A 22,412-nucleotide genomic window follows, 5' to 3' on the forward strand; every position below is an offset into this window, starting at 1 on the left:
CGGTTGTTACTACCGAGAGTTTCGTTGCTGTCACAGTGACTGACATCTAAAAGCATTAATGGAAATTTGTGCGACAGGAGATGTCGTTTTGAACAAGGAACCAGTTATTACAAAGCTTTGTACATTGTCATTTGCCGCTGAAGCAACTTGATCTTTAAAGACTGCTTCAAATAGAAATTGAACACCATTGATAAGCCCAGTACCTGTAATTGTCACTACACAATTCTGGCCTTCCCTTTTGCAAACAACTGAAGTTATCGCGTTTGCTATAAAAGTGAAGTTATTTATATTTGAAGGTTTCTATCCCTTTATAAATTGTAAGGAAAGAGTTGAAGCTGCAAGTGTCGTAATACACACTTCTTTCAACTTGGTTAGATTGCCTTGAACCGTTCCTGTCTCACCGTCAAATTATTTTCAGTGAAAGCATTTACAGATACTCCACAAGGACATATAGTACCCATTTATATACCACCTTTTCATTAGATTTCTATAAAGTATTACGAAACTTAGTATTGTGTCACATTGTTTGTCCATTTGATTCGTAAAAAAAATATTTTTTATTCCAATGGAACATATTCTCCTTTTTTGTAATAGAAATTACTTCTTCTTTCGCAACTTTGAAGCTAATTCGGTTATGTGTTTGCTGTACATATCGCCTTTTATTAAAATTATTGTATTGGAATCTACTATTTCATTTAATAGATCATAGACGAGAATTGTATTTTTAAATGTATAAACAGGAGAACTTAATCCCATTTTAACCGCATGGTTCGCCATGATACTCGCATGCTCGCCTATCGTTATAAGAACATCTACGCCAATCTGTTGTATTAATTCACCTGCCTGTTCATGAATAATGTATCCCCATGAACCTAAATCTGTAATGGTGCCAATTATCGCTATTTTTTTCTTTTCTTTTCCAATCTCATTTAGTACCTTTAAAGCGGCTTCCAATGAAGTCGTTGTAAGGCTCCATGTATCATCTAAAATGATAGATTCGTTTATACCTTCAATTACTTGAAGCTGCTTACTAAATTTTTTAAATGTCTTTAACTGAATTGCTGCCTCTGGTATTGTAACTCCCATTTCATAGACAGCAGCAACTGCTGCAAGAGCATTGTACACTTGATGTTCTCCAAGTCCTGGTACGAAAACCTGATAATTATCCTGTTCATGCTGAACACTAAAATTCATGCCACCTTGGCTATATTGAATATTACAAGCTCTAAAATCGCAAGAACTATGAGTACCAACTTTGATGATTTTACCCAGAAATTTAGTAGTATCAATTTGCCGTGTATTAATATCTTCTGCATTTATAATAAGTACGCCCATAGGATCAATGATTTTTACCATTTCACCTTTTGCCTGGATATAACCTTCTAGAGTTTTACAATAGTTGAGGTGATGTGCTCCGATGTTCGTAATTATTCCTATTGTCGGTTTAAAATACTCACCTGCATTTAATACGTCTCCCGGAGAACCTACGGCTGTTTCAAAAATAGCAGCTTCCGTGTCTTCTTCTATACTCAGTAGATATTGTAAACAGGCTGTTCGGGAATTATTAGTAAGATTTGTGGAAGCAACTTTTTTATTTGAGGAAAGAATATGTTTAATCATTTCTTTTGTGGTTGTTTTTCCAGAAGTACCTGTAATCGCAACGATCGGGATTTTAAACTGACTGCGATAATAATGAACAAATTTCCAATATGCTTCTTCTAAATTCTCTACTTTGATGACGGTTAGATTTTCTGGTAATTCTCCTTGACTAAAACTCCTATCGGTTGCAAGAACTAAAGGAAAAAATTTTTTTAAACTTTTCCAATCAGTAATTCTTTTGTTTGTAAAAAGGATCGTATTACTGTTCTTTATTTGTTTTAATCGGTAAGCTCCATAATGAATTATTATTTCATCCGAACCTTGTATTAAGTCTCCGGAAATAATTGCTCTAATCTCTCCGACTGTGTGTGGTTTCATTGTAATAATCACACTCCTCTCATAGTTTATAATATGCTTTTTAGCAAAAAGTTGATTGGATAAAATAATATTAAATTTAACTTTTATAGCACTTATAAAAGTGTAGAGATTTTAGAAAGAATTAGGAGCAGCCTCGTGATACATAACCATGTCAAAGCCAAAGCCTGTCATACATATAGAAGGAGTCGTATTTATTTGATTAACATTAAGGAGTGAACCGATTGAAAGCAATTATTTTTATTAGTACGAATAAATCTGGATCCAGCAGAGAAGCCATTAAAGCCGCCGAACGTTTGGGTTACTATACCATTCTCTTTACTAATAAAGAGAAACAAATTCAACAAAGGGAAGCATACACAGAAGTTCATAAGATGATTTTTATAAATACACATAATTTGGAAGATATGAGAGAAGAAGTTTCCAAGTTACTGTTACAAGGTGTTCTTATAAAAAATATTGTCAGTTTTGTAGATCCGTTTGTCCACATTGCATCCGTTCTTTGCGATGAATTCTGCGATAATATTACCTCCTCAAAGGCGATTGAAATAATGGAAGACAAAGAGGAGACAAGAACATTTCTAAAAGATAAAAAATATACACCTAAGTTTTTGTCCATTAAATCGAACGAATCTATTCCTACTGAGAAGATATGCGAGCAATTCCATTTCCCAATTATTGTAAAGTCTCCATTATCAACAGGATCCAAGGACGTTCTTTTAGCTAGAGGAAAAGAACAACTAGAAAAACACATTGAAGATCTTCGGAATAAGAATCCGGACGAAACAATTATGGTTGAAGAATTTATAGACGGAGATCAATATTTAGTTGAGGCACTAGTTTATAATAACAAGCCGTATATTGTTGCAATTATTGAACAAGAAATTACAAAAGGTAAGAGATTCATTATTACAGGATATGGTGTGCTTGCGGATATTCCTCCCACAATCCAATCTGAAATTGAAGAAGTCCTACATTCGATTATCACAGCGTTTGAAATTACGAACGGGGCGTTGCATCTTGAAATCCGACTAAGTAAAAAAGGGTGGAAACTCATTGAGATCAACCCAAGGATTTCCGGAGGTGCCATGAATAAAATGATTCAAGCAGCATTTGGATTTAATTTAGTACTAGAAACATTAAAATTATTTTTAGGAGAGAAGCCAGAAATTTTACCTAGACATAAAAAATATGTTTTTACCAAATACGTTATAGCCACAAAGAAGGGTATATTAGAAAAAGTAACTGGAAAAAAAAGGTCGAAAAATTCACCAGGAGTTGTCGAAGTATATGTAAAACCTAAAAAAGGATCCACTTTAATCCCTCCTTTATCTATGGGACATAGATATGCTTATGTCATTGCAGTCGGGAGCAGTTTGGAAGAGGCCAAAGCCTGTGCTAATAATGCGGCTGGGGAGATTAAGTTCCACATAAAAGATGAAAAAAACTAAGAACACCTTGTTGGTGCTCTTTTTTTATTTTTTCTTTTAAATAAAATAAACCCGAATAAAACCCTAAAAGGGCTTGTTATTCGGGCTTTACATAATTACTCTTTAAAAGTCTGGTCTAAAAACTGGACTGTATCAAACATATTTGTTTTACTTGCCCCTTTAACTAAAATTGTGTCGTCTTTCTTCACAATCTCTTTCAATAATTCATGTAATTCTTCTTTCTTGATGAAATGATAGACATTTTTAGCAGGAAACCCTTTTATTTTTGCTTGATTACCAATTTCTTCTGTTCTATATCCATATGTGATTAATAGATCAATACCTTTTTCATAAACGTATTCTCCTACTTTACGATATTCCTGTTCTCTCAAATCCCCTAATTCTCTCATTTGGCCAACAATTGCTATTTTTCGATGTTTCCCTATGTTGGATAGGACGTCTAATGCAGCCCTTACGCCTTGAGGATGGGAGTGAACGGTATCATCAATTACTGTAATATTATCGCTGCAATTATAAATAGTTAATCGTCTTGGTGGTTTTCTAAATATAAGTCCGGCTTTAATTTCCATTGGTGTGAATCCTAAGTAATCAGCTACAGCAATTGCATTTAAAGCATTATATACATGATGTTCGCCTAAAATAGGAATAAACAAAGTAATTTCTTGTCCTTGGAGTTTCATCTTGAAACTCATTCCGTTTTCTACATACTGAACACCATATGCTCTATAGTTAGCTGGTGATTTTATACCCACAGTCATTATTTTCCCTTTGAAATTCTGAGTCTCCAAATATTTCGAATTATCATCATCTTTATTTATGATAAGAATCCCTTTTTGATCCATTCCATGAATTAATTCTGATTTTGCATGCGCCACTCCTTTTATATCACTATCAAAGTTTCCGACGTGCGCAAGTCCGATATTTGTCACAATACTAATAGTTGGTTTTATGATACTACAATGTTCCGTAATGACTCCAGGATAAGCCATCCCATACTCTAATACTACTGCTTCATGAGTATCATTAATTTCTGCTGCATGTTTTTTCGTGTGCTCTGTTGTATTCCAATAGTCTTTAGACTCAAAAACGTTCCATTTCTTCGATAATATCGATGCTAGGAATGCTTTTGAGGTCGTTTTACCAGCACTTCCTGTTATTGCAATAATCGGTATATTTCCTTTTTCCGTATTTATCCCCTTTTTCATAGTACTAATGGCATTTTTAATTTTTCTTTGGTTTTCTGCTATATACTTTGCATATTGAATAGAATGGATTACTACATCTAGTTCCAAATAAAAAGCTGGAGGACACCCAGGGCGCCAATTTACTTCATAAATCCATATTTTTAAATTCTCATCTAAACCCACATCTATACCAATTTCGTCAATGACCTCTCCATATTTTACCATTTGTAATTTATCTAAATGATTTGCAAGTGACAAAGAAAAATGTTCCAGCATCCGTCTAATATCAAATGCTTCTCCTTTAAATTCTTGTTCTAAAAATGGATCTAAATAAATCGTGAAACCACCGTTATTAATATTTGGAATAATTGAACCGTTTGGAGCAATTCTCGGATAAATAGTGGTGATCACCCATTTTCCTTCCCCATTTTTTTGTACATGTAACCTAAAGTCATAAACTTGACCCGATTTAGTAATGGATTGTATATAGGGCTGAATGATAAAAGTTCCTGATGATAGCTTTTCTTTTAAAAACTCATCTAACTGTTGTTTTGAGTAATATTCACTATCGGCATTCTCCTTGACTTCATAACCTTCTTTGATTTTAGAAATAAAGAAAATTCCTTTTCCTTTTCTACCATCGATTGGCTTAAGTACAACTTTCTGAAAAGAGAATATAAATTTATAGAATGCCTCCACATTCTGCACAACTTCAGAAGGTATTAAAAAGTTTGAAAACTCCTTTCCCTCCTTCAGTCGTTCATTAATGTTCCATTTGTTTCCTATTGAATTTGTTGTAAAGGGAATTTCCTTTTTTAATTTATCCAACGTAGCTTTTGATTTTGCTAATTTTTCAGGACTTCCTGCATTATAGATAACATCCGGAAAGGGCATAACCTTCTCTTTCCAACTTCCATTTTCATAAACTTTGCCTCTAATAGTTCGATTGACGAAATTAACTGTTCCTGGTGAAAAATAAAAAAAGTCGACCCCTTCTGCCTTAGCAACAGCTGCATATGCATAAGACTTGATGACAGTTGTGGGATCTCTACGATGATGTAACATTCCTATTATTGTCATTTAATAATCTCCTTTAATATTTAAACAATTATATAAGTATTAAATTCATTCATTTAGTTTTGAATATGGACAAATGTTCAGTTTTATAAAATTTCAAGTAATTCTTAGGGAATGTCTACATCTTAGACGATTTGTTTCTTTAGCGAGGGGGGACCTTTAAATACATCTTGTCTTCATCGTTTCCAGAGTGCTTTGAACTAAGCATTAGCTCACTATTAACGCTTTAATTTGGCTCTAGAAGTGAATGTGTCACTTCTAGAGCCATTTTCTCGGTTATCATGTGGCGGATGTATATCCGTCGCCTACTTGGAATTTGCGAAGACATGATACGTTTGGTTCGGATAATGAGTGAAATAATACCTTTTCTACTCTTTTTTCCGAAGATACCATTTAGGAAACTCTTCCCTTCAATACCTTTAGATACTACCTATTTTTTTGTTTCCACTTGCCAACTTGCCATATGGATAAATAAAAAAGCATCAGTTTAATTTCGATCAATCATTTTATCTCTCTTGTTTACACTTGTGGATTGTAGTTTAAGTAGTGACTCCGGTTGGGTGAGTGAGAGGGCACTGAAAAAGTCACATTTTTAAAAAAGTAAAAATGAAAAGCAATATTTTCATCACTTTTTAGAGTGTTTGTGGGGATATTAGTCCGATTTGGTAGTAATTAAATCTTCTAAGTTTGACCTTTCATTGGGCTTATAAGTGAGACAGATGAGTTATCACGCGACACGAAAGAACAGTGATGGCTCATCGGGCGGAACGCGTCCAACTGAAACGGAAATCAACCCGTTCATGGTAAAAAAAATTTTAATACTTATTCTGTAAAACTCTATGAATAATTTGGGTGATGCTCCTTACCATTTAGGTTCGATAATTATTTTTCTTTTTAATAACTCCGTGTCTAAAGGTTGAATTGCACCTATCAAAGATAAATCTATTACTTTTCTTGCAGTTGTTTTTTCCAGTCTAACCACATCGTAAATTGATTTTGTATAATTCCCTTCAACATCTAAAGGTCGTAGTAACGTAATTGTTATGCGGCAATTTTTACTATCAATAGACTCGATTCGAAAATACTTTGTTTCAAGATCCCCACCTGTATCTAATTGACTTAAATGGACTCCTTTTTTCGTTACTAAGAAGAAAGGGATTGTATCACTGCCAATTATTTTTTCAAGTAAATTACCAAAGTATTTCGAATGTGAATTTTTTAATAAGTCCTGAAATGATTTTAATTCTATAAGTGCATCACATAAGATGTGTTTACTTTCTTTGTTGCCACCCAATTTACTTTTCAACTCCCTCCTTACTCCTTTGTTCTTATCATATTAAGATTGATGAACTTAGTACGGGTTAAAGACTTGACCACTTCACCCATAGTTTTAAGCTGGTACTAAATAAAATTTTATTTCTTTTGCTGCCGCCAATGCTATAGCCTCTGCCTGCTCCTCTGATTCCGATGCAGCAATGATGCAAGCATAACGATTTCCCATAGAATATGGACTGGTTAGGATTTTACCTTTTAGAGGCTTAATATAAACGTATTTGACCCCATCATGCATTAACGCTAGCTCTTTACCGGTGACTTTGAGTAGTCTGCCTCTTGACCCTATCGTTAGATATCTAGCATACACATGGAATTGTCTTGTTTGTGTAAACGTAGGCTCCTCTCCTAGATACATTTTTAATATTTCTTTTACTAGGTTAATTCCCGTTCCTTCTTCAATGATTCGATTCATTGCGCCTCCTGACATTCGAGGATTAATTTCAATTAGTTTCCATTCACCTTGAACGAGTTTCATCTCTATATGACAAGAGCCATTAGTAAGTCCTATTTGTTCAATGATACTTAAAATAGAAACATATAGTTTTTCATAGTTTTTTGCATTTACTTTTGCAGGAAACTTATAACCATTCACAATAAATCTTCCATTGTACATAACTTCCTGCTCCACTATCCCAACGATTCTAACTTCATTGTTGTAAACAATAATTTCAATTAGATACTGTGGTCCTATTAAAAATTCTTCTATTAATATGGAGCTTTTTGGATGTTTTTTTTGTATAAGCATGATGGCATCCTCAAACATATCCATGGTATCAACAAACAATACATCCTTTGATCCATTTGAATTAGGAGGCTTTATAATTAAAGGGGAAAATGTTTTATACTTTTTTACGAATTCATTTAGGGAATCGTCATTTTTAAAAATTGTATAAGAAGGGGTAATAGGGAGATTTGTTAACTTTTCTCTAACCTTGATTTTATCTTCCATTAAGTATAATGAATCTACGGAAATCTGTGCCAAACATAAGTGATTAGCTATTTTAGCAGCATACGAAACAAATGGATCTACAAAACTAACACATGCACAAATTTGTTTTCCATCTATCTTTAACTTTTCTATCTGGTCAATTACTTCTTTTTCATCCATTAGTTTTTCCATCAAAATAATCTGATTTACTTCTGATAATTCGAGGTTAAACGTAATGAACTTTCTTTTATCTGTTAATAAAACAACCCAGTATCCCATTTCTTTTGCAATAGTAAGAGCTTCTCTACTTGTCCCAAACTCATTACTTCCTATAAAGACGATTGTTTTCATTCCAGTATCCATCCATTCATCTAAATACTCTAATCTCTATAAAATATGCATGTTAAAGCGATTTGCCAATTAATAACGCCTAACATAAGAAAACCTCCAGCGTTTTAAGTGCATCTTGTCCTTTGCATTCTTGAGTACTTTTGGACTAAACATCCACTACACTATTACCGTTAAATTTAGAGGAGTTGGAAGTAACTGTGTCACTTCCAACTCCTCTATTTTCGGTTATCTTAAGGCGGATGTTTGTCCGTCGCTCTCTTGGAATTTGTATGGACATGGTGCATTTTGTTTGGATAATGAGAGATAAAATTCTTTCCTACTCTTTTAAAGGCGTCCGAAGATACAATTTCGGACGCAGCTTCGCTTCTTTATAAGTTGTTACTATCTATATCTTTTTAGTGCAACTAGATTACTTGCTAGTAGGAAGTGAGGTGGCTATGGCAATCTCCCTGTAAAGGAAAGTGAGCCGTTTCATCGATTTCCTCGCTTATTGGAAGCTCCATCTATCACAGTCAAAATATATGGACTTTTTCAGTATCCTCGATACAATTTAGAACGCTCTATTCTTATTATTTAATTAACCGTTCCTATTTTTTCATTAATTCCACTGCTGATTTATAATCAAATCCCCTTCTAAATAAAATGAGAACAGCTCCAAATATGAAAGCTGTAATCATAGTCGTACTAAAAATAGTTTCACGAAGTATTAAATGCAAAATGCAATAAACAAGTAAAAAAGATAAAACTAAATGGATTGTTCCGCTATAATTCAACATAAATAAGGCCATTAGTATAGCAACAATTAATACGAGGACAGTGTCTAGAATGGAAGATTGATTTAATAAAACAATGAGTACTGCAAAACTACTATAAAAACTTATATAAGCTAAAGCTAATGCTCCATTCGAAGGTAACGATTTATGTTTTATTTGACGATAAAATAAATTGAGAATAATCCCCATGACCCCTATATATACACCCGTTCTCCCCCCCGAAAAGTAAAGAATCATCCACGGATGTTTGATGATACTTGAGAATTCAGTAAATACAACGCTTAATTTCCATACTAAAATAAACATAAAAACAAGATCGACTAATTGACTAGAAGTTTCTTTATTAAAATTAATATAAATGACTATTCCTGTTATTACTGCCGCTAAAATAAAAGCAAGCCAAGTTGAAGGAATCGTCAACGAGAATATTCTGTACCATTCCGTTGCACCCAAATTCTCTCTCCACCCCTTTCAATTTAAAATAGCAACCTGAAGCACTGACTACTTCAAGTTGCCACTATTATAGAATATCCATCCAAATTTTTATTGCTGTGAACAAAATAAGCACCGCTAAAATCATTTGAAGTATTTTTGTATTCAAGTGTTTATTCATTTTCACTCCAAGCGGGGCTGCAATTAAACTTGCGATAATTAAAATTACAGCTGGCAAATATTCAACTTGCCCCGTAGTTACCTTTCCAATCGTAGCACCAATGGAAGAAAAAAAGGTAACCGCTAGACTTGTTGCAATCGTCATCCTTGTTGGAATTCTTAATACAACTAGCATAATTGGTACTAATAAGAAGCCACCTCCAGCTCCTACAATTCCTGAGCCAATACCGACAATAAACGCCAAAATCGCAGCAAGCAGTTTATTAAACGTCACTTGTTCTATCGGAACATCATCAACTTTCTTCTTAGGGACAAACATCATAATGGCAGCGATAAGGGCAAGCACACCATAAACGATATTCACACTAGCTTCCGATAAAGCATGTGAGCTGAAGCTACCTACAAAGCTACCTGTTAAAATAGCTGCTCCCATATAAATAATAAGGGATTTATTTAAATAATTGCCTTTTCGGTATGCCCATACACCAGAAACGGATGCAAATAATACTTGAAGTGCACTAATACCAGAAACTTCATGTGCAGTGAAAGCAGTAAATCCTAACAATGGAGGAACGTACAACAGCATCGGGAAATTAATAATTGCTCCACCAATACCAAGCAAACCCGATATAAATGAGCCTACAAAGCCAAGTAAAAAGATGGTGATAATCCATGCTATATCCATAATTTTAAGCTCCTATCTAGGGAAATGGGCAGAAAATCATTGAAACTGCTCCCTTTCTGCGGAAGTGTCACCTATTTCAACGATTTTCTAGTCCTAGCATCCATTTCATATACTCTCTCAATTTTTATGCTTTTTGAATCCAAAATGTTATAACTTCATCTTCTTCAGTATGTTTCAAAATAGTATGACCACCTGAAGCAGCCCAAGCTGGTATGTCAGCTAATGCACCTTTATCTGTAACTTGAACCTCTAATACTTCACCAGATTTAATTCTATCCATCGCCTTTTTCGTATGAACGATTGGCATTGGACAAGCTAATCCTGTAGCATCTATTGCTTTAGTTATTTTCATATTTTACTCTCCTTCATCTTAGATTTTTGACAATTACCGTACTGCACAACGATTTGGCCCTATTTCCATTTCTGTTTGTACTTCTATTGATGGTGCTAATTTCCCCATATTCACTTGACGAATTTCTTGATATGCATTTGGTTGAGGTGGTAAATTGTCTGTTACAATACTACGGAATTCTCCTTCATCATCTATATTTAAACCATGATTTTCAGCGAACAAATCACCTAATCGTTTCGCTACTGTTCCATCCTCATTTAATTCATCAATCATCATAAAGTGTGCAGGTAAAACGATTAACTCTTTTGAGAGCTCACGATATTTACCGTAAAGTGTTTCACGAAGATCCCCAACCCAGTCCTCTGCAAGACCTGCTAGGTCAGGACGTCCAATCGAATCAATAAACAAAATGTCACCTGTTAATAAAAATTTCTCATCTACGATAAAAGACGTTGAGCCAATAGTATGACCTGGTGAATACAACGCTTGGATTGCAATCGTTGTGTTCCCAATTTTTACTACTGTTCCATCTATCAAAGGTGTGTAATCAAACACAACTTCCTCCGCATCTTTTGGAGGTAAATAGTATGTTGCACCTGTTTGTACCGCAATACGACGACCACCTGAAATATGGTCTGCATGTAAATGTGTATCAAATACTTGTGTAATCTCCACTTGTTTACTTGCTGCAAATTTAGTATATACATCAACCATGCGTGTGGCATCAATAACTACTGCTTCCCCATTGGAAATGACCATATACGAAAGACAACCTTTACCTAAACGAACAAATTGATAAAGCTCCCCGCCATTTTCAAGATCACTTATTTTCGCTGGTTCTAAATATTCACTCCAAGATTTCATTCCTCCTTGAAGATATGCAGCTTCTAGTCCCGCTTCGGACAACATTTCTGCTACCATGATGGATGATCCTTCTTTTGCACAGACCACTAGTAAAGGTTTCTCTACTGGAATTTGCAGAAGAATCTCCTCTACCCCATCCAAAAGTTCAAAGTAAGGAATATTTAAATACTCAAATTTATGTCCTTCAATCTTCCACTCTGCAAAAGCATCCACGTTTCGCACATCTAAAATGAATAATTCTTCATTATTAATCACTTTCTTTGCAACTTGTTCTGCTGTCCATTTATTTAAACTCACTTTATTTTACCCCCACAGGTATTATTTTTTCGGTTTTTTTAGAGGGGAATGATTCCCCTCTAAATTGGTTAGAACGTCAGTGTTGGCGATGCATCTTTTGCAAATTCTAAAAATGTAACTGCTCCACCAACTTCAATTCCATCAACGAAATCTTCCTTAGTTAAGCCCATTACATCCATCGTCATTTGACAACCAATAAACTTCACACCTAATTCTTGCGCCATCTCTACTAATTCTGGAATACTTGGAACATTAGCTTTAGCAAATCCTTCTGCAATCGCCTCGCGTCCTTCAGGCATCGGAAGTGCATGAATCCCTTGTTTATGAATTAGATTTAATCCTTCGAATGTGAAAAAGATAGTTACTTCTTTATCGGTTGCTGCTGCTGCTGTTGCGATATTAAATACTTTATACGCGTCAAAAAGGCCACCATTACTTGCGATAATTGCTACTTTGTTTGTCATTGTTTATTCCTCCAAGTTTAGATTGATTTTTTAACTTCACCTGTCCATTGTGTCATGCCAGGTATCACGTTCCATACTTTTGTAAAACCGCTACTCGTTAGCTTTTGCGCTGCTAAATCACTGCGTTTTCCTGTTCGGCAAATTACATAGGTTGCTTGATCTTTTTCTAATTCGTTCATTCGAACTTCCAGCTCACCCATTGGAATAGACTTAGCCCCTTCAATATGTCCAAAAGCATATTCTGCTGCTTCGCGTACATCTAAAATAATGCCGCCTTCTATAGCTTTTGTTGACAATTCTTCTAGTTGAATGATTTGTTCATATAGATTTTCAACAATTTCATCATTAGAACATTTACGGATATAATGCTTTAATACATCTCCTTCTTCAGTTGTCCCAATATATTGATGACCTACTGATTCAGACCATGCTTCAAGATCAGCTTTAGATCCTTTATCTTTCGCTTCTACTTCTAAAATTTGTCCATCTATCAGATTGTTCATTGCTTTTTTGGTTTTCACAATCGGCATCGGACAAGCGAGGCCCTTTGCATCTAACGTAAAATCTGTTTTTAAACTCATTTTCATTCTCCTTTTATACCATCTAGGGTATTATTTAACCGAAAAATTTTTTAGTGGACTTTGCCTTCCCACGCAAGCATACCACCAGTCATATTCGTTACATCAAAACCTTGATCTGCTAAAAATTGTGTAGCTCTTCCGCTTCTACCGCCTGAACGACATACCATAATATAAGGTTTGGTTTTAGACAATTCATTCATTCGAAATTCTAATAAACCTAGCGGGATATGTGTTATACCAGGGATTTTACCGGCAGCTACTTCATCCACTTCACGTACATCAATTATTTGAAAAGCATCTCCATTTGCTAGCTTTTGTTCTACTTCTTTTGCTGTAATTTCTTTCATCTTCTTTGTCCTCCTTTTAATTCCATGCACTCATGCCACCACGGACATTTGTTACATGTTCAAAACCTAATTTTTTTAACTGTTTGCAAGCATTGTTACTGCGCATCCCACTTTGACAAATAACAACGATTTCTTTGTCCTTCGGTAATTTACTAAAGGAAGAACCTAGTGGTATGTTTTTAAACTGTCTAATATTTCGGGATTTATATTCAGCGGGAGTTCTTACATCTACAAATACTTTATCTTGATCGCTCAATATATTTTTTAATTCTGTTGTCGTAATCGTTTTAACACCTTTTGAAGGCATCATCTTCCAAACGAAGAAAGCTACGATTACTACGATAAAAATCATTCCAATTAAATTCCCTCTTCCAAAATACCTGTACAGGTATTATTTTTTCTAAATAGAAAAGCCGTATTAGCGGCTCTTTACAACCAAATTCATTGCTTCTTGGATAGCTGAATTCACCTTCTCTGAATTACCTTCTGCGTTTTGTACGCACTCTAAAAGATTATTACTCACAATCACACCAATAGTACGGTCCGCAGCAGAACGAACTGCCGAGAGCTGTGTAACCACTTCCTTACAATCTTTCCCCTCTTCCATCATACGTAAAATCCCTCGTAATTGCCCTTCTATACGTTTGACACGGTTAATTGTTTTTGCATCATACATCTTGGATGACCTCCTTTCAAAAAGGTTATGGACTTGAAAGTGAACTTACAAGGAACATAATATACCCACGTGGGTATATTGTCAATAAATAAAATTGTTAAGATTACTAAAGTCAATTTCTTTCTACGTTCAATATCTCTATTTGATAGCTGGAATCTGAGTATGATTTTATCAATATATTGTATTCTACTAATTTTTGTTGTAAGATTAGTTGTTTTTATTATGTTTCAAAGTAGTAGAAAGTATGGTGGGAATATTGAATTTGAAAGCATTAATTTTAGCATCTATAACCGTAGTCATTTGGGGATCCACTTTTACCGCTATTAGTTCAGGTTTACATGGTGGATATTCTGCAGGTCATTTAGTATTAGTTCGTTTTATTATCGCATCCTTCCTATTTGGAGTGACAGCTTTGTTACCAGGCGGAAAAATTTCTTTGCCGAAAAAGGAAGATATATTAAAGATTTTACTAATTGGATGGATTGGAATTAGTGTTTATCATATAAGTATTACTTTTGGGCAACTTACTGTTTCTGCAGGAACAACTGGAATGCTAATTGGTTCAGCCCCAATATTTACGACAATCATTGCCGTAATCGTACTAAAAGAACGCTTAGGCACAATAGGTTGGGTTGGTTTAAGTTTGGGATTTATCGGTATTTTGATGATTGCTCTAGGAACCGGTAATTCATCTTCTGGAATTTCAAAAGGTGTATTTTTAGTTCTTCTTGCGGCATTTTCAACAGCTATATTTTTTGTGTTTCAAAAGCCTTTATTGAAAAAATACAATCCAATTGAGTTAACTGCATATTTTACATGGGCTGGTACGTTACCATTTCTCATTTTTATGCCAGGTCTTCTGCAAGAAATTCAACAAGCATCGTTAGAAGCAAGCTTCTCAGCAATTTATTTAGGTATTTTCCCAACTGCTATCGCTTATATTACATGGGCGTCAGCTCTTTCGCTTGGGAATGCGAGTACAGTATCCAACATGTTATACATTGAACCAGTTGTCGCCATTATCGTATCTTGGATATGGCTTCATGAGTTACCTGCACCTATCTCCATTGTCGGAGGGGTTGTTGCTATTTCAAGTGTAATACTTGTAAATATTTATGGAAAAAGAGAAAATATATTAATCAAAAAAAGAATTCAACATCCATAATTAAAGGTACCAGCGTACATTAGTCGTTGGTACCTTTTTTGCTTTTAATAATTCTATGGTATTCGGATATTTGAATTACTCGAACATCTCTTGTATTTAATTCATGATAAATTTCTCTACTATCTCGAAATGAAATATAACTATCTCGTTCACTTTGAATTAGCTCTTCTGCTTTTTCTTGAGATTCCACAAAGATAAACCTTCTAATATAATAATTTTCATCGTAGAAATAAGTCACCTTGAATTCTTTCACAACTTCAATCTCCTAACACATCCATTTTTGTTAGGGTATCCAAAAACTTTCCTTTTATCAGGCATCTCTATTACTTATGATAAAATGAACTTACATAAATTCTGAAAGGAAGAGTATAAATGAAATCACCTTTTACATATAAGCATACAGCGCCGCAAATGGAGGGAGAGCGACCACCTGCCATCTTTTTATTACATGGTATGGGAAGCAATGAAGATGATTTGCCACAACTCGTTAAAGAATTCGAGAAAACCCACCATATTTTTAGTTTACGTGGACCTATTGTTTTTAAACCCGGTTATGCTTTTTTCACAACTGATGCGGATGATAAACCAGATCGTGACGTATTTGATAAAGTGGTCACCTATATTCAATCTTTTATATATGAGGCAATTGAAGAATACAAGCTTAATCCGGACCATTTATACGTACTCGGCTTTAGTCAAGGTGCGATTTTAGCACAAACTTTAGCATTAACGATGGGTAGTGTAATTAGTGGAGTTGTAGCGTTAAGTGGTTATTTACCTGACTTTGTGAAAGCTGAATATAGTAAGCATCCTGTCGAGCATTTAAATATTTTTATTTCACATGGAGAATATGACTACGTGATTCCATCTCAATTAGGATTGGAAAGCAAAAATTACTTTGAGGCACATGGCGCAAATGTGGTGTTCAAAACATATGAAGACGGTCATGGGGTAACATCGGAGAATCTTCAAGATTTGGTTGTATTTTTGAAAGAGAATTAATACATGGCTTGGGACTTTTTATAAGTCCCTTTTTTATTTCGCAAATTCCATTAAATGGTGAATAGAGACAGTTTTATGTCCCTAAGCAAGCGAGCTATCAAAAGAAATGGATTCCGTTTCCAACAAATGGCTAAGGGAGACCAACTAGCATCTCCAAGCAACCAATTTATCACGAGCGCAACCAATTTTACTTCGAAAACAACTAGATTCCCGTGAGAGCAACCAAGCCCAATAGATAATTGATTTCTTCATATGAAAAAAACTCAACCCGTTAGAGAATACGACATTTTATCGTTGATCTTCATTCATTTTTGGAAATCCTTTTAGACAAAGAGCAAGAGTAACTGCTCCCAATAGAAAGAAAGATATTAATCCAATAACACCGTTCCAACCAAATTTTGACCAGAAAACACCACCGGCAGTCCCACCGATACTGGAGCCAAAGTAATAAAAAAACAAATAAAGCGATGAAGCTTGCGCTTTATCATGCTGCGCTCTTTTGCTTACCCACCCACTTGAAATGGAGTGAGCTCCGAAAAATCCAAATGTAAAAACTATAATACCAATAATTTTAATAACTAAACTAATATTAAGCGTAATAAGTGCACCAACATACATAATGCCGATTCCAACAAGCAACATCTTTTGTCTTCCATATCGATCAGCGAGGCTACCTAGCCACGCTGAGCTGAATGTCCCTACTAAATAAATTATAAAAATCCAGCCGACAATCGTCGTACTAAGGGAGTAAGGAGGTCCGAGCAATTTAAAACTAATGTAGTTATATAATGAAACAAAACTCGCCATTAACGTAAAACCAATAACGTACAGACTAAGCATACCTGAATCTTTTAAATGGGCAAGAAGCGAGCTGGTTAGAGCACGTATTTGTAAAGTTCTTGGCTCAAAATGACGGGATCTTGGCAATGCGATTACAAAATAAATGCTAATCGTTAGACTTAATATACCAAGAAAAATCATACCGACTTTCCAACTAAATAAATCCGTCATCGTTCCCATAATAATGCGGCCAGCGAGTCCACCTACAGAGTTTCCACTAATATAAAGTCCCATTGCAATCCCAAGACTCTTTGGCTCTACTTCTTCCCCTAAATAAGCCATTGCAATAGCAGGGAGCCCGGCAAACGTGACTCCCTGCATAACCCGCAAAACAAGAATAACTTCAAAACTAGGAGAAAAAGCAATGAATAGCGTTAATACGGAAGCAGAAAAAATTGAAATAGTCATCAGTCTTTTGCGCCCCCATGCTTCGGAAAGAGATCCAAATATTACAAGGCTTATAGCTAGCGCAAAAGTCGTGAGGGATAACGATAAACTTGCTACAGTAGGGGAAATATGAAATTCTCTCGCAAACTCAGGCAATACCGGCTGTGTGAGATATAAATTAGCAAATGTAATAAACCCAGCAGCAAATAATGCAAAATTTACTTTTTTAAATTCATTTGTTCCTTTTTGAATATACTCCTTCACTAGATCGCCTCTTTATATAAGTAAATGAATGTTTTAGTAATTTTCATTATACCCTTTTCGTCTTAAGAATATAAAAAGTGACTGGAGTAGATGTTACTTTTACTCCAACCAAAGTTAGAGCATAAAACACGAACAATATTAAAGCGAAATGTGAGAATATGTATAATAAACTCTTCATAAATCTGCATGATTCCCACTATCGGCGGACGCTTTCCGCGTTGTGAGCGATGAGCCATCACCGCAGCATTCGCGTCGTTTGTGATTTCTCATCTGTCTCACTCATACCGCTGGAGTCGCCGCCTGTTGCTCAATCAATAAATTAATAATTGTTCTTTTTTTAATAATTAAATGCTATTTGTATCAATTTCATAATTCAAAGTTAGAGCATAAAACACGAACAATATTAAAATGAAATGTAAGAATATGTATCATATACTCTTCATAAATCAGCATGATTTCCGCTATCGGCGGACGCTTTCCGCGGGGTGAGCGATGAGCCATCACCGCCGCATTCGCGTCGTTTGCGATGTCTCATCTGTCTCACAGAGGAACAAAGGCTAAGAGCGCCACATCGTGTGGCAACGCCTTCGTGACCAACATCCTGTTGGCCTCCCGCTGGAGTCACCGCCTGTCGCTCCAATCATAAAATAATCATTGTTCGTGTTTTAATAAATAAATGCTATTTATGAAATTAACTCATTTATAAACGGAACTTCGAAATTTCTTGATTCCTCTCTTGCATAAATACTTATTGTTTTCTCACTTCTAGGTTCAATTCTTCAGTATTCCAAAATTGCTCACGTAATTATACGCTTTTCTCTACACACTGTTAATAAACATTTGAACCTAAATATGTTGTGGATAACTTTACTTCTTGTCCTTTATCCACACGATATCCACTTACTTGTGGACGAGAACTTACCACTGTATGTAATTTTTCATCGATAAAATGTAGAGCAACTCCATCATCTGCAGCATATCCAGCTCCTATAACTTCCTCTTGAATAAGACGTTTATAAGCAGGGCGATAATTTCCCTCTCCATTATAATGTGGACAATGACTCCCCTCTAATAACCCAAGACACTTAATAGGCTCAATCCCATCACCATAGGAATCTGTCACACCTTCTTCAAACCAACAAAGTGAACCCGCACTGAGGCCTGACAAAATTGTTCCGTTTTCATAAGCTGCTCGAATAGCTTTATCCAGTTCCCATTCCTTCCAAAGCGACATCAAGTTCTTCGTGTTTCCCCCACCTACATATAAGATGTCTTGTTCCATTAAAAATCCCTTAATATCCCGAGTATGCGGTTTAAATAACGATAGATGTACTGGCTCACAACCTTCCTTTTGAAAGAAATTATAAAAACGCTCAATATATCCTTCTGCATCGCCACTAGCCGTACCTATAAAGCAGATTTTTGGTCTTTCACTTTTTGATTGCTTCAAAATATACCGATCTAATAAAGGATTTTCAGGCTCCATCGAAAAGCCACCGCCGCCCATACCAATGATTTGTCTCATCTATTATTTACCTCCAATTGGCTATTTTCCTGTATTGCTGAAATAAGTTCGTCAATTGTTCCTGTACAAATGTTCACTTGTGGTAAGTGATAGAACGTACTTGTCGTTTCCATATCCATCGCTTCTCCATGTGGTGAGTAAAGAAATATTTGTTTCTCCAATGCGATAGCCATTCCTAATTCAATATGACTTCCTTTACCACCAGGTAATAAAATAATGGTATAATCAGCGTCTTTTATCGCCTCTTTTTCAAGTGTTCCAATTAGCATTAAATCTTCAAGGTTATTTGCTCGTTCATTTTGTGTCCAGTCATACGTTTGGTTCCACCCTATGACCTGAAGCTTCCTCGCTACTTCTCTCACCTGGTCTTTATTTTGAAAACCTGACCCTACATAAAATTTCATGAATAATCACCTTACTTTTCTCTCTTTTTGTTTATCATAACATGAAAAAAAGACTTGCGATTCAACTATTCTAAATAGTTTGAATGCAAGTCAACAATTTCATGATGGAGACAGAAGCATGCGTTTCTCCAGTTTACTTTTGCCCATCTAGATGCTAAATACTTTGCTGTGGACTAATAAAATTAAGTGAATATGGTAAATCGATCAATCATGTGGATTAATCGATCAATCTCTCGCTAAAATCGATCAATCTCTTGGTCGAATCGATCAATCTCTCGGCAAAATCGATCAATCTTACTTAATCGCTTAAGAAAATACACCGCAAACAGATAGTTCATCTGTGAGCGGTGTATTTACTTACCTATAGACCAAGGGAAACGTATTTTATTTCTAAATATTCATCCATCCCATGGTGGCCACCTTCTCGCCCAAGACCACTTTGCTTAAACCCTCCAAACGGTGCTTGCGGAGTTGATGGAAGACCGTCATTTAATCCAATAATACCGTACTCTAATTTTTCTGTAATACGAATTCCTCTTGATATATTTTCTGTAAAAACATATGCGGCAAGTCCGTATATAGAATTGTTTGCACGAATTATTGCTTCTTCTTCATCCTTGAATGTACTAATTGGAATAACTGGACCAAATGTTTCTTCTTGCATGCATAGCATATCATCCGTTACATTCGTCAAAATGGTTGGTTCAAAGAATAGACCGTCTTTTCTTTTTCCACCCAATATTACTTCTGCTCCTTTTGATGTTGCATCCTCTACATGCTCTTGCGCTTTCCGAACGGCGGATTCATCAATTAGCGGCCCTATTGCCACTCCTGCTTCCAGGCCATTTCCTATTTTCAACTGTTTCGCCTTTTCCGTAAGTAATTCAGTAAATTTATCTGCAATAGATTCCTGAACATACACTCGATTAATACATACACATGTTTGACCAGCATTTCGGAACTTAGCAGCAAGCACATTTTCTGCAGCTTTCTCTAAGTTACAATCTTCCATGATAATCGATGGAGCATGCCCTCCAAGTTCAAGAGATACTTTTTTAACTGTATCTGCTGCACCCTTCATAAGTAACTTCCCTACTTCAGTGGAACCTGTAAATGTCAGCTTTCGAACACGCGTATCTTCAAGCCAAGTATCTCCTATAGCTTTAGAATCTCCTGTAATTACATTTATGACTCCATCGGGAATTCCCGCTTCTTTTGCGAGTTGCACTAGTTTAATAGCAGTGAGAGGTGTTTGCCCCGCTGGTTTAATTACTACAGTACACCCTGCAGCTAGTGCTGGTCCTACTTTTCTAGTAATCATCGCTGCCGGAAAGTTCCAAGGCGTTATCACTGCAACAACTCCTACTGGTTGTTTATGCACAAAAAGTCGTTTATTTTGTTGAGTAGCAGGAATTATTTCTCCATAAATTCGCTTACCCTCTTCTGCATACCAGGATATAAAACCATTTGCATAATTGATTTCCCCACGAGCTTCTGCCAGAGGTTTCCCTTGCTCCTCTGTCATCGTTTTGGCAAGGTCTTCCGTATGTTTCTTAATCAAAATATGCCAATTTTGTATTAACTCACTTCGTTCATAAGCAGACAAAACAGACCATTCCCCATAGGCTTCATATGCCGCTTCAACAGCTTTCACTGCTTCTTTGGTTCCTCCTTTTGGTACAGTCGCAAGTATTTCCCCTGTTGCAGGATTAATCACTTCTAAAACAGATAGATCTTTTCCAATATCTTCTCCATTAATAATCATGTAATATGGCTTTGACATGTAATCACCCTTCCTTTATTACTATATTATTTAATCTAAACTTTTAAAAACTTCATCTCATATAGTATTTTTTGAAAAGCGTCCTCTACATCTAACGCATCGATTATTCGTTTTTGCTGTTCTAGAAAGTGACTTCCTGAATGTTCATATTTTGAATCATAGTAGTACTCGAGTAAAAGCTGAGTTGCAAGAGAAAAATCCTCGTTATCCAAATTACTCTCAATTTGTTTGGCTACTGGTGTGTGAATACGTTTTTTTATTAACTGAAAAGCTTCTTTAAATTTCTCTGGAGATTCCCATGGTCGATAGTCTTCTAATATATTTTGAACCCTTACCTCAATAGGAAGATTAATAAATAATTGCAATCCTTGTTCCTTTTTATCATATAGAAATTGCGGTATACTGACGTTGCCAATTCGTTTACTTTCCCCTTCTATAAAGACGTAGGGTTCATCTCTATAACGTAATACTTCAGTAAGAAGCAGAGAGTCAAATTTTGTCTGGTTGCTTGGATTGAGACCAATTTGACCGAAGATAGATCCTCTATGTCCAGCCATTTCCTCTAGATTAATAACTGGAAATCCATTTTGAGATAATTGTTTTAAAATTGTCGTTTTACCCGATCCTGTGTATCCATTTAATACAATTAGTTTTGGCGTAAATTCTTCCTTCTCTAATTCATGCGCGACCCATTGGCGGTAGGTACGAATACCCCCAGTTAAGCGGTTTACACGAAATCCCATTAAATCTAGTACAGTGGCTGCTGTTTTGCTACGCATTCCTCCACGCCAACAAAAGACAGTAAAAGGGTCTTCTATTCCTTTAAACTCTGCAATAAAAGCTGGTAACTTCTGAGAAAAAATAGATAGTCCTCTTTCACTTGCCTCTTTCGCTCCTACTTGCTTGTAAATTGTTCCTACTTCTGCACGTTCTTCATCGTTAAAAACAGGAATATTAATACTTCCAGGAATGGTAGATTCATTAAATTCCTTAGGTGAGCGCACATCAACTATTAGATGATTTTCTTTTTTGGGAAAAGCTAATATATCAGTTAATGGAATTTCATGAAACAACACTGTCACCTACCTAAA

At 35.5% G+C, this 22,412-nt stretch carries 23 protein-coding genes; 3 read left to right on the forward strand and 20 right to left on the reverse strand.

The window, feature by feature from the left end; all coding sequences use genetic code 11:
* Positions 1 to 30: 30 nt before the first annotated feature.
* Entirely contained in the window at positions 31 to 216 is a 186-nt protein-coding gene (locus ACTSKG_RS10570; RefSeq protein ID WP_464754592.1) for a hypothetical protein, read from the reverse strand.
* A 381-nt stretch (positions 217 to 597) separates the two neighbouring features.
* Positions 598 to 1,977 carry a Mur ligase family protein gene (locus ACTSKG_RS10575; protein ID WP_464754593.1) on the reverse strand — a complete coding sequence of 460 codons (1,380 nt, stop codon included), beginning with the start codon at positions 1,975 to 1,977 and terminating at the stop codon, positions 598 to 600.
* A 221-nt stretch (positions 1,978 to 2,198) separates the two neighbouring features.
* On the opposite strand from ACTSKG_RS10575, the gene ACTSKG_RS10580 reads away from it, so the two are divergent.
* A complete protein-coding gene (locus ACTSKG_RS10580) occupies positions 2,199 to 3,425 on the forward strand; it encodes an ATP-grasp domain-containing protein (RefSeq protein ID WP_464754594.1) in 1,227 nt (408 codons plus the stop codon).
* Between the two features lie 95 nt (positions 3,426 to 3,520).
* Here the strand turns inward: ACTSKG_RS10580 and ACTSKG_RS10585 are convergent, their stop codons facing one another.
* The 12 genes from ACTSKG_RS10585 to ACTSKG_RS10640 all read right to left on the reverse strand — a co-directional run bounded on the left by ACTSKG_RS10585 (position 3,521) and on the right by ACTSKG_RS10640 (position 13,951).
* Entirely contained in the window at positions 3,521 to 5,689 is a 2,169-nt protein-coding gene (locus ACTSKG_RS10585) for a YheC/YheD family protein (RefSeq protein WP_464754595.1), read from the reverse strand.
* A gap of 859 nt (positions 5,690 to 6,548) precedes the next feature.
* Positions 6,549 to 6,992, reverse strand: coding sequence for a hypothetical protein (locus ACTSKG_RS10590; protein WP_464754596.1), 444 nt, complete (start codon positions 6,990 to 6,992; stop codon positions 6,549 to 6,551).
* An 84-nt stretch (positions 6,993 to 7,076) separates the two neighbouring features.
* Positions 7,077 to 8,300, reverse strand: coding sequence for an ATP-grasp domain-containing protein (locus ACTSKG_RS10595; protein WP_464754597.1), 1,224 nt, complete (start codon positions 8,298 to 8,300; stop codon positions 7,077 to 7,079).
* 587 nt (positions 8,301 to 8,887) lie between these two features.
* Positions 8,888 to 9,526, reverse strand: coding sequence for a hypothetical protein (locus ACTSKG_RS10600; RefSeq protein WP_464754598.1), 639 nt, complete (start codon positions 9,524 to 9,526; stop codon positions 8,888 to 8,890).
* A 67-nt stretch (positions 9,527 to 9,593) separates the two neighbouring features.
* The gene (locus ACTSKG_RS10605; RefSeq protein WP_464754599.1) at positions 9,594 to 10,370 is read right to left on the reverse strand and encodes a sulfite exporter TauE/SafE family protein; all 777 of its coding nucleotides are present in this window, start codon (positions 10,368 to 10,370) and stop codon (positions 9,594 to 9,596) included.
* Positions 10,371 to 10,494: 124 nt separating this feature from the next.
* Positions 10,495 to 10,722, reverse strand: a complete 228-nt coding sequence (locus ACTSKG_RS10610) for a sulfurtransferase TusA family protein (RefSeq protein WP_464754600.1) — start codon at positions 10,720 to 10,722, stop codon at positions 10,495 to 10,497.
* A 33-nt stretch (positions 10,723 to 10,755) separates the two neighbouring features.
* Complete coding sequence (locus ACTSKG_RS10615; RefSeq protein WP_464754601.1) at positions 10,756 to 11,883, reverse strand: MBL fold metallo-hydrolase; 1,128 nt, start codon at positions 11,881 to 11,883, stop codon at positions 10,756 to 10,758.
* Positions 11,884 to 11,951: 68 nt separating this feature from the next.
* Positions 11,952 to 12,347, reverse strand: coding sequence for a DsrE/DsrF/DrsH-like family protein (locus ACTSKG_RS10620; protein WP_464754602.1), 396 nt, complete (start codon positions 12,345 to 12,347; stop codon positions 11,952 to 11,954).
* 17 nt (positions 12,348 to 12,364) lie between these two features.
* On the reverse strand, positions 12,365 to 12,928 hold the full coding sequence (locus tag ACTSKG_RS10625) for a sulfurtransferase TusA family protein (RefSeq protein ID WP_464754603.1): 564 nt from the start codon (positions 12,926 to 12,928) through the stop codon (positions 12,365 to 12,367).
* 50 nt (positions 12,929 to 12,978) lie between these two features.
* Positions 12,979 to 13,275: a rhodanese-like domain-containing protein gene (locus tag ACTSKG_RS10630; protein ID WP_464754604.1), complete on the reverse strand. Its 297-nt coding sequence runs from the start codon at positions 13,273 to 13,275 to the stop codon at positions 12,979 to 12,981.
* Between the two features lie 16 nt (positions 13,276 to 13,291).
* Positions 13,292 to 13,627, reverse strand: a complete 336-nt coding sequence (locus ACTSKG_RS10635) for a rhodanese-like domain-containing protein (protein ID WP_464754605.1) — start codon at positions 13,625 to 13,627, stop codon at positions 13,292 to 13,294.
* Between the two features lie 66 nt (positions 13,628 to 13,693).
* Positions 13,694 to 13,951, reverse strand: a complete 258-nt coding sequence (locus tag ACTSKG_RS10640; protein ID WP_464754606.1) for a metal-sensitive transcriptional regulator — start codon at positions 13,949 to 13,951, stop codon at positions 13,694 to 13,696.
* A gap of 262 nt (positions 13,952 to 14,213) precedes the next feature.
* Here ACTSKG_RS10640 and ACTSKG_RS10645 point away from each other — a divergent pair, with 262 nt between their 5' ends.
* Positions 14,214 to 15,116, forward strand: a complete 903-nt coding sequence (locus ACTSKG_RS10645; protein WP_464754607.1) for a DMT family transporter — start codon at positions 14,214 to 14,216, stop codon at positions 15,114 to 15,116.
* 19 nt (positions 15,117 to 15,135) lie between these two features.
* Here the strand turns inward: ACTSKG_RS10645 and ACTSKG_RS10650 are convergent, their stop codons facing one another.
* Positions 15,136 to 15,369 carry a hypothetical protein gene (locus tag ACTSKG_RS10650; protein WP_464754608.1) on the reverse strand — a complete coding sequence of 78 codons (234 nt, stop codon included), beginning with the start codon at positions 15,367 to 15,369 and terminating at the stop codon, positions 15,136 to 15,138.
* A gap of 119 nt (positions 15,370 to 15,488) precedes the next feature.
* Between ACTSKG_RS10650 and ACTSKG_RS10655 the strand changes: the two genes are divergently transcribed.
* Complete coding sequence (locus ACTSKG_RS10655) at positions 15,489 to 16,118, forward strand: alpha/beta hydrolase (RefSeq protein WP_464754609.1); 630 nt, start codon at positions 15,489 to 15,491, stop codon at positions 16,116 to 16,118.
* Between the two features lie 288 nt (positions 16,119 to 16,406).
* Here ACTSKG_RS10655 and ACTSKG_RS10660 read toward each other — a convergent pair whose 3' ends face one another.
* The 5 genes from ACTSKG_RS10660 to mnmH form a co-directional block, all read right to left on the reverse strand.
* Positions 16,407 to 17,609, reverse strand: coding sequence for an MFS transporter (locus tag ACTSKG_RS10660; protein WP_464754610.1), 1,203 nt, complete (start codon positions 17,607 to 17,609; stop codon positions 16,407 to 16,409).
* A gap of 829 nt (positions 17,610 to 18,438) precedes the next feature.
* On the reverse strand, positions 18,439 to 19,134 hold the full coding sequence (locus tag ACTSKG_RS10665) for a Type 1 glutamine amidotransferase-like domain-containing protein (RefSeq protein ID WP_464754611.1): 696 nt from the start codon (positions 19,132 to 19,134) through the stop codon (positions 18,439 to 18,441).
* A complete protein-coding gene (locus tag ACTSKG_RS10670) occupies positions 19,131 to 19,538 on the reverse strand; it encodes a group-specific protein (protein ID WP_464754612.1) in 408 nt (135 codons plus the stop codon). The genes ACTSKG_RS10665 and ACTSKG_RS10670 overlap by 4 nt, the downstream gene beginning before the upstream one ends.
* A gap of 361 nt (positions 19,539 to 19,899) precedes the next feature.
* Positions 19,900 to 21,321, reverse strand: a complete 1,422-nt coding sequence (locus tag ACTSKG_RS10675) for an NAD-dependent succinate-semialdehyde dehydrogenase (protein ID WP_464754613.1) — start codon at positions 21,319 to 21,321, stop codon at positions 19,900 to 19,902.
* 35 nt (positions 21,322 to 21,356) lie between these two features.
* The gene (mnmH, locus tag ACTSKG_RS10680; protein WP_464754614.1) at positions 21,357 to 22,394 is read right to left on the reverse strand and encodes a tRNA 2-selenouridine(34) synthase MnmH; all 1,038 of its coding nucleotides are present in this window, start codon (positions 22,392 to 22,394) and stop codon (positions 21,357 to 21,359) included.
* Positions 22,395 to 22,412: the final 18 nt, after the last annotated feature.

This window comes from Psychrobacillus syltrankelensis (genome assembly GCF_055454035.1).

Coding starts and splice junctions, on each gene's coding strand:
- ACTSKG_RS10575 (WP_464754593.1), bottom strand. CDS start 1,977: ATGAAACCACACACAGTCGGAGAGATTAGAGCAATTATTTCCGGAGAC.
- ACTSKG_RS10585 (WP_464754595.1), bottom strand. CDS start 5,689: ATGACAATAATAGGAATGTTACATCATCGTAGAGATCCCACAACTGTC.
- ACTSKG_RS10595 (WP_464754597.1), bottom strand. CDS start 8,300: ATGAAAACAATCGTCTTTATAGGAAGTAATGAGTTTGGGACAAGTAGA.
- ACTSKG_RS10605 (WP_464754599.1), bottom strand. CDS start 10,370: ATGGATATAGCATGGATTATCACCATCTTTTTACTTGGCTTTGTAGGC.
- ACTSKG_RS10610 (WP_464754600.1), bottom strand. CDS start 10,722: ATGAAAATAACTAAAGCAATAGATGCTACAGGATTAGCTTGTCCAATG.
- ACTSKG_RS10620 (WP_464754602.1), bottom strand. CDS start 12,347: ATGACAAACAAAGTAGCAATTATCGCAAGTAATGGTGGCCTTTTTGAC.
- ACTSKG_RS10625 (WP_464754603.1), bottom strand. CDS start 12,928: ATGAGTTTAAAAACAGATTTTACGTTAGATGCAAAGGGCCTCGCTTGT.
- ACTSKG_RS10630 (WP_464754604.1), bottom strand. CDS start 13,275: ATGAAAGAAATTACAGCAAAAGAAGTAGAACAAAAGCTAGCAAATGGA.
- ACTSKG_RS10635 (WP_464754605.1), bottom strand. CDS start 13,627: ATGATTTTTATCGTAGTAATCGTAGCTTTCTTCGTTTGGAAGATGATG.
- ACTSKG_RS10640 (WP_464754606.1), bottom strand. CDS start 13,951: ATGTATGATGCAAAAACAATTAACCGTGTCAAACGTATAGAAGGGCAA.
- ACTSKG_RS10655 (WP_464754609.1), top strand. CDS start 15,489: ATGAAATCACCTTTTACATATAAGCATACAGCGCCGCAAATGGAGGGA.
- ACTSKG_RS10665 (WP_464754611.1), bottom strand. CDS start 19,134: ATGAGACAAATCATTGGTATGGGCGGCGGTGGCTTTTCGATGGAGCCT.
- ACTSKG_RS10670 (WP_464754612.1), bottom strand. CDS start 19,538: ATGAAATTTTATGTAGGGTCAGGTTTTCAAAATAAAGACCAGGTGAGA.
- ACTSKG_RS10675 (WP_464754613.1), bottom strand. CDS start 21,321: ATGTCAAAGCCATATTACATGATTATTAATGGAGAAGATATTGGAAAA.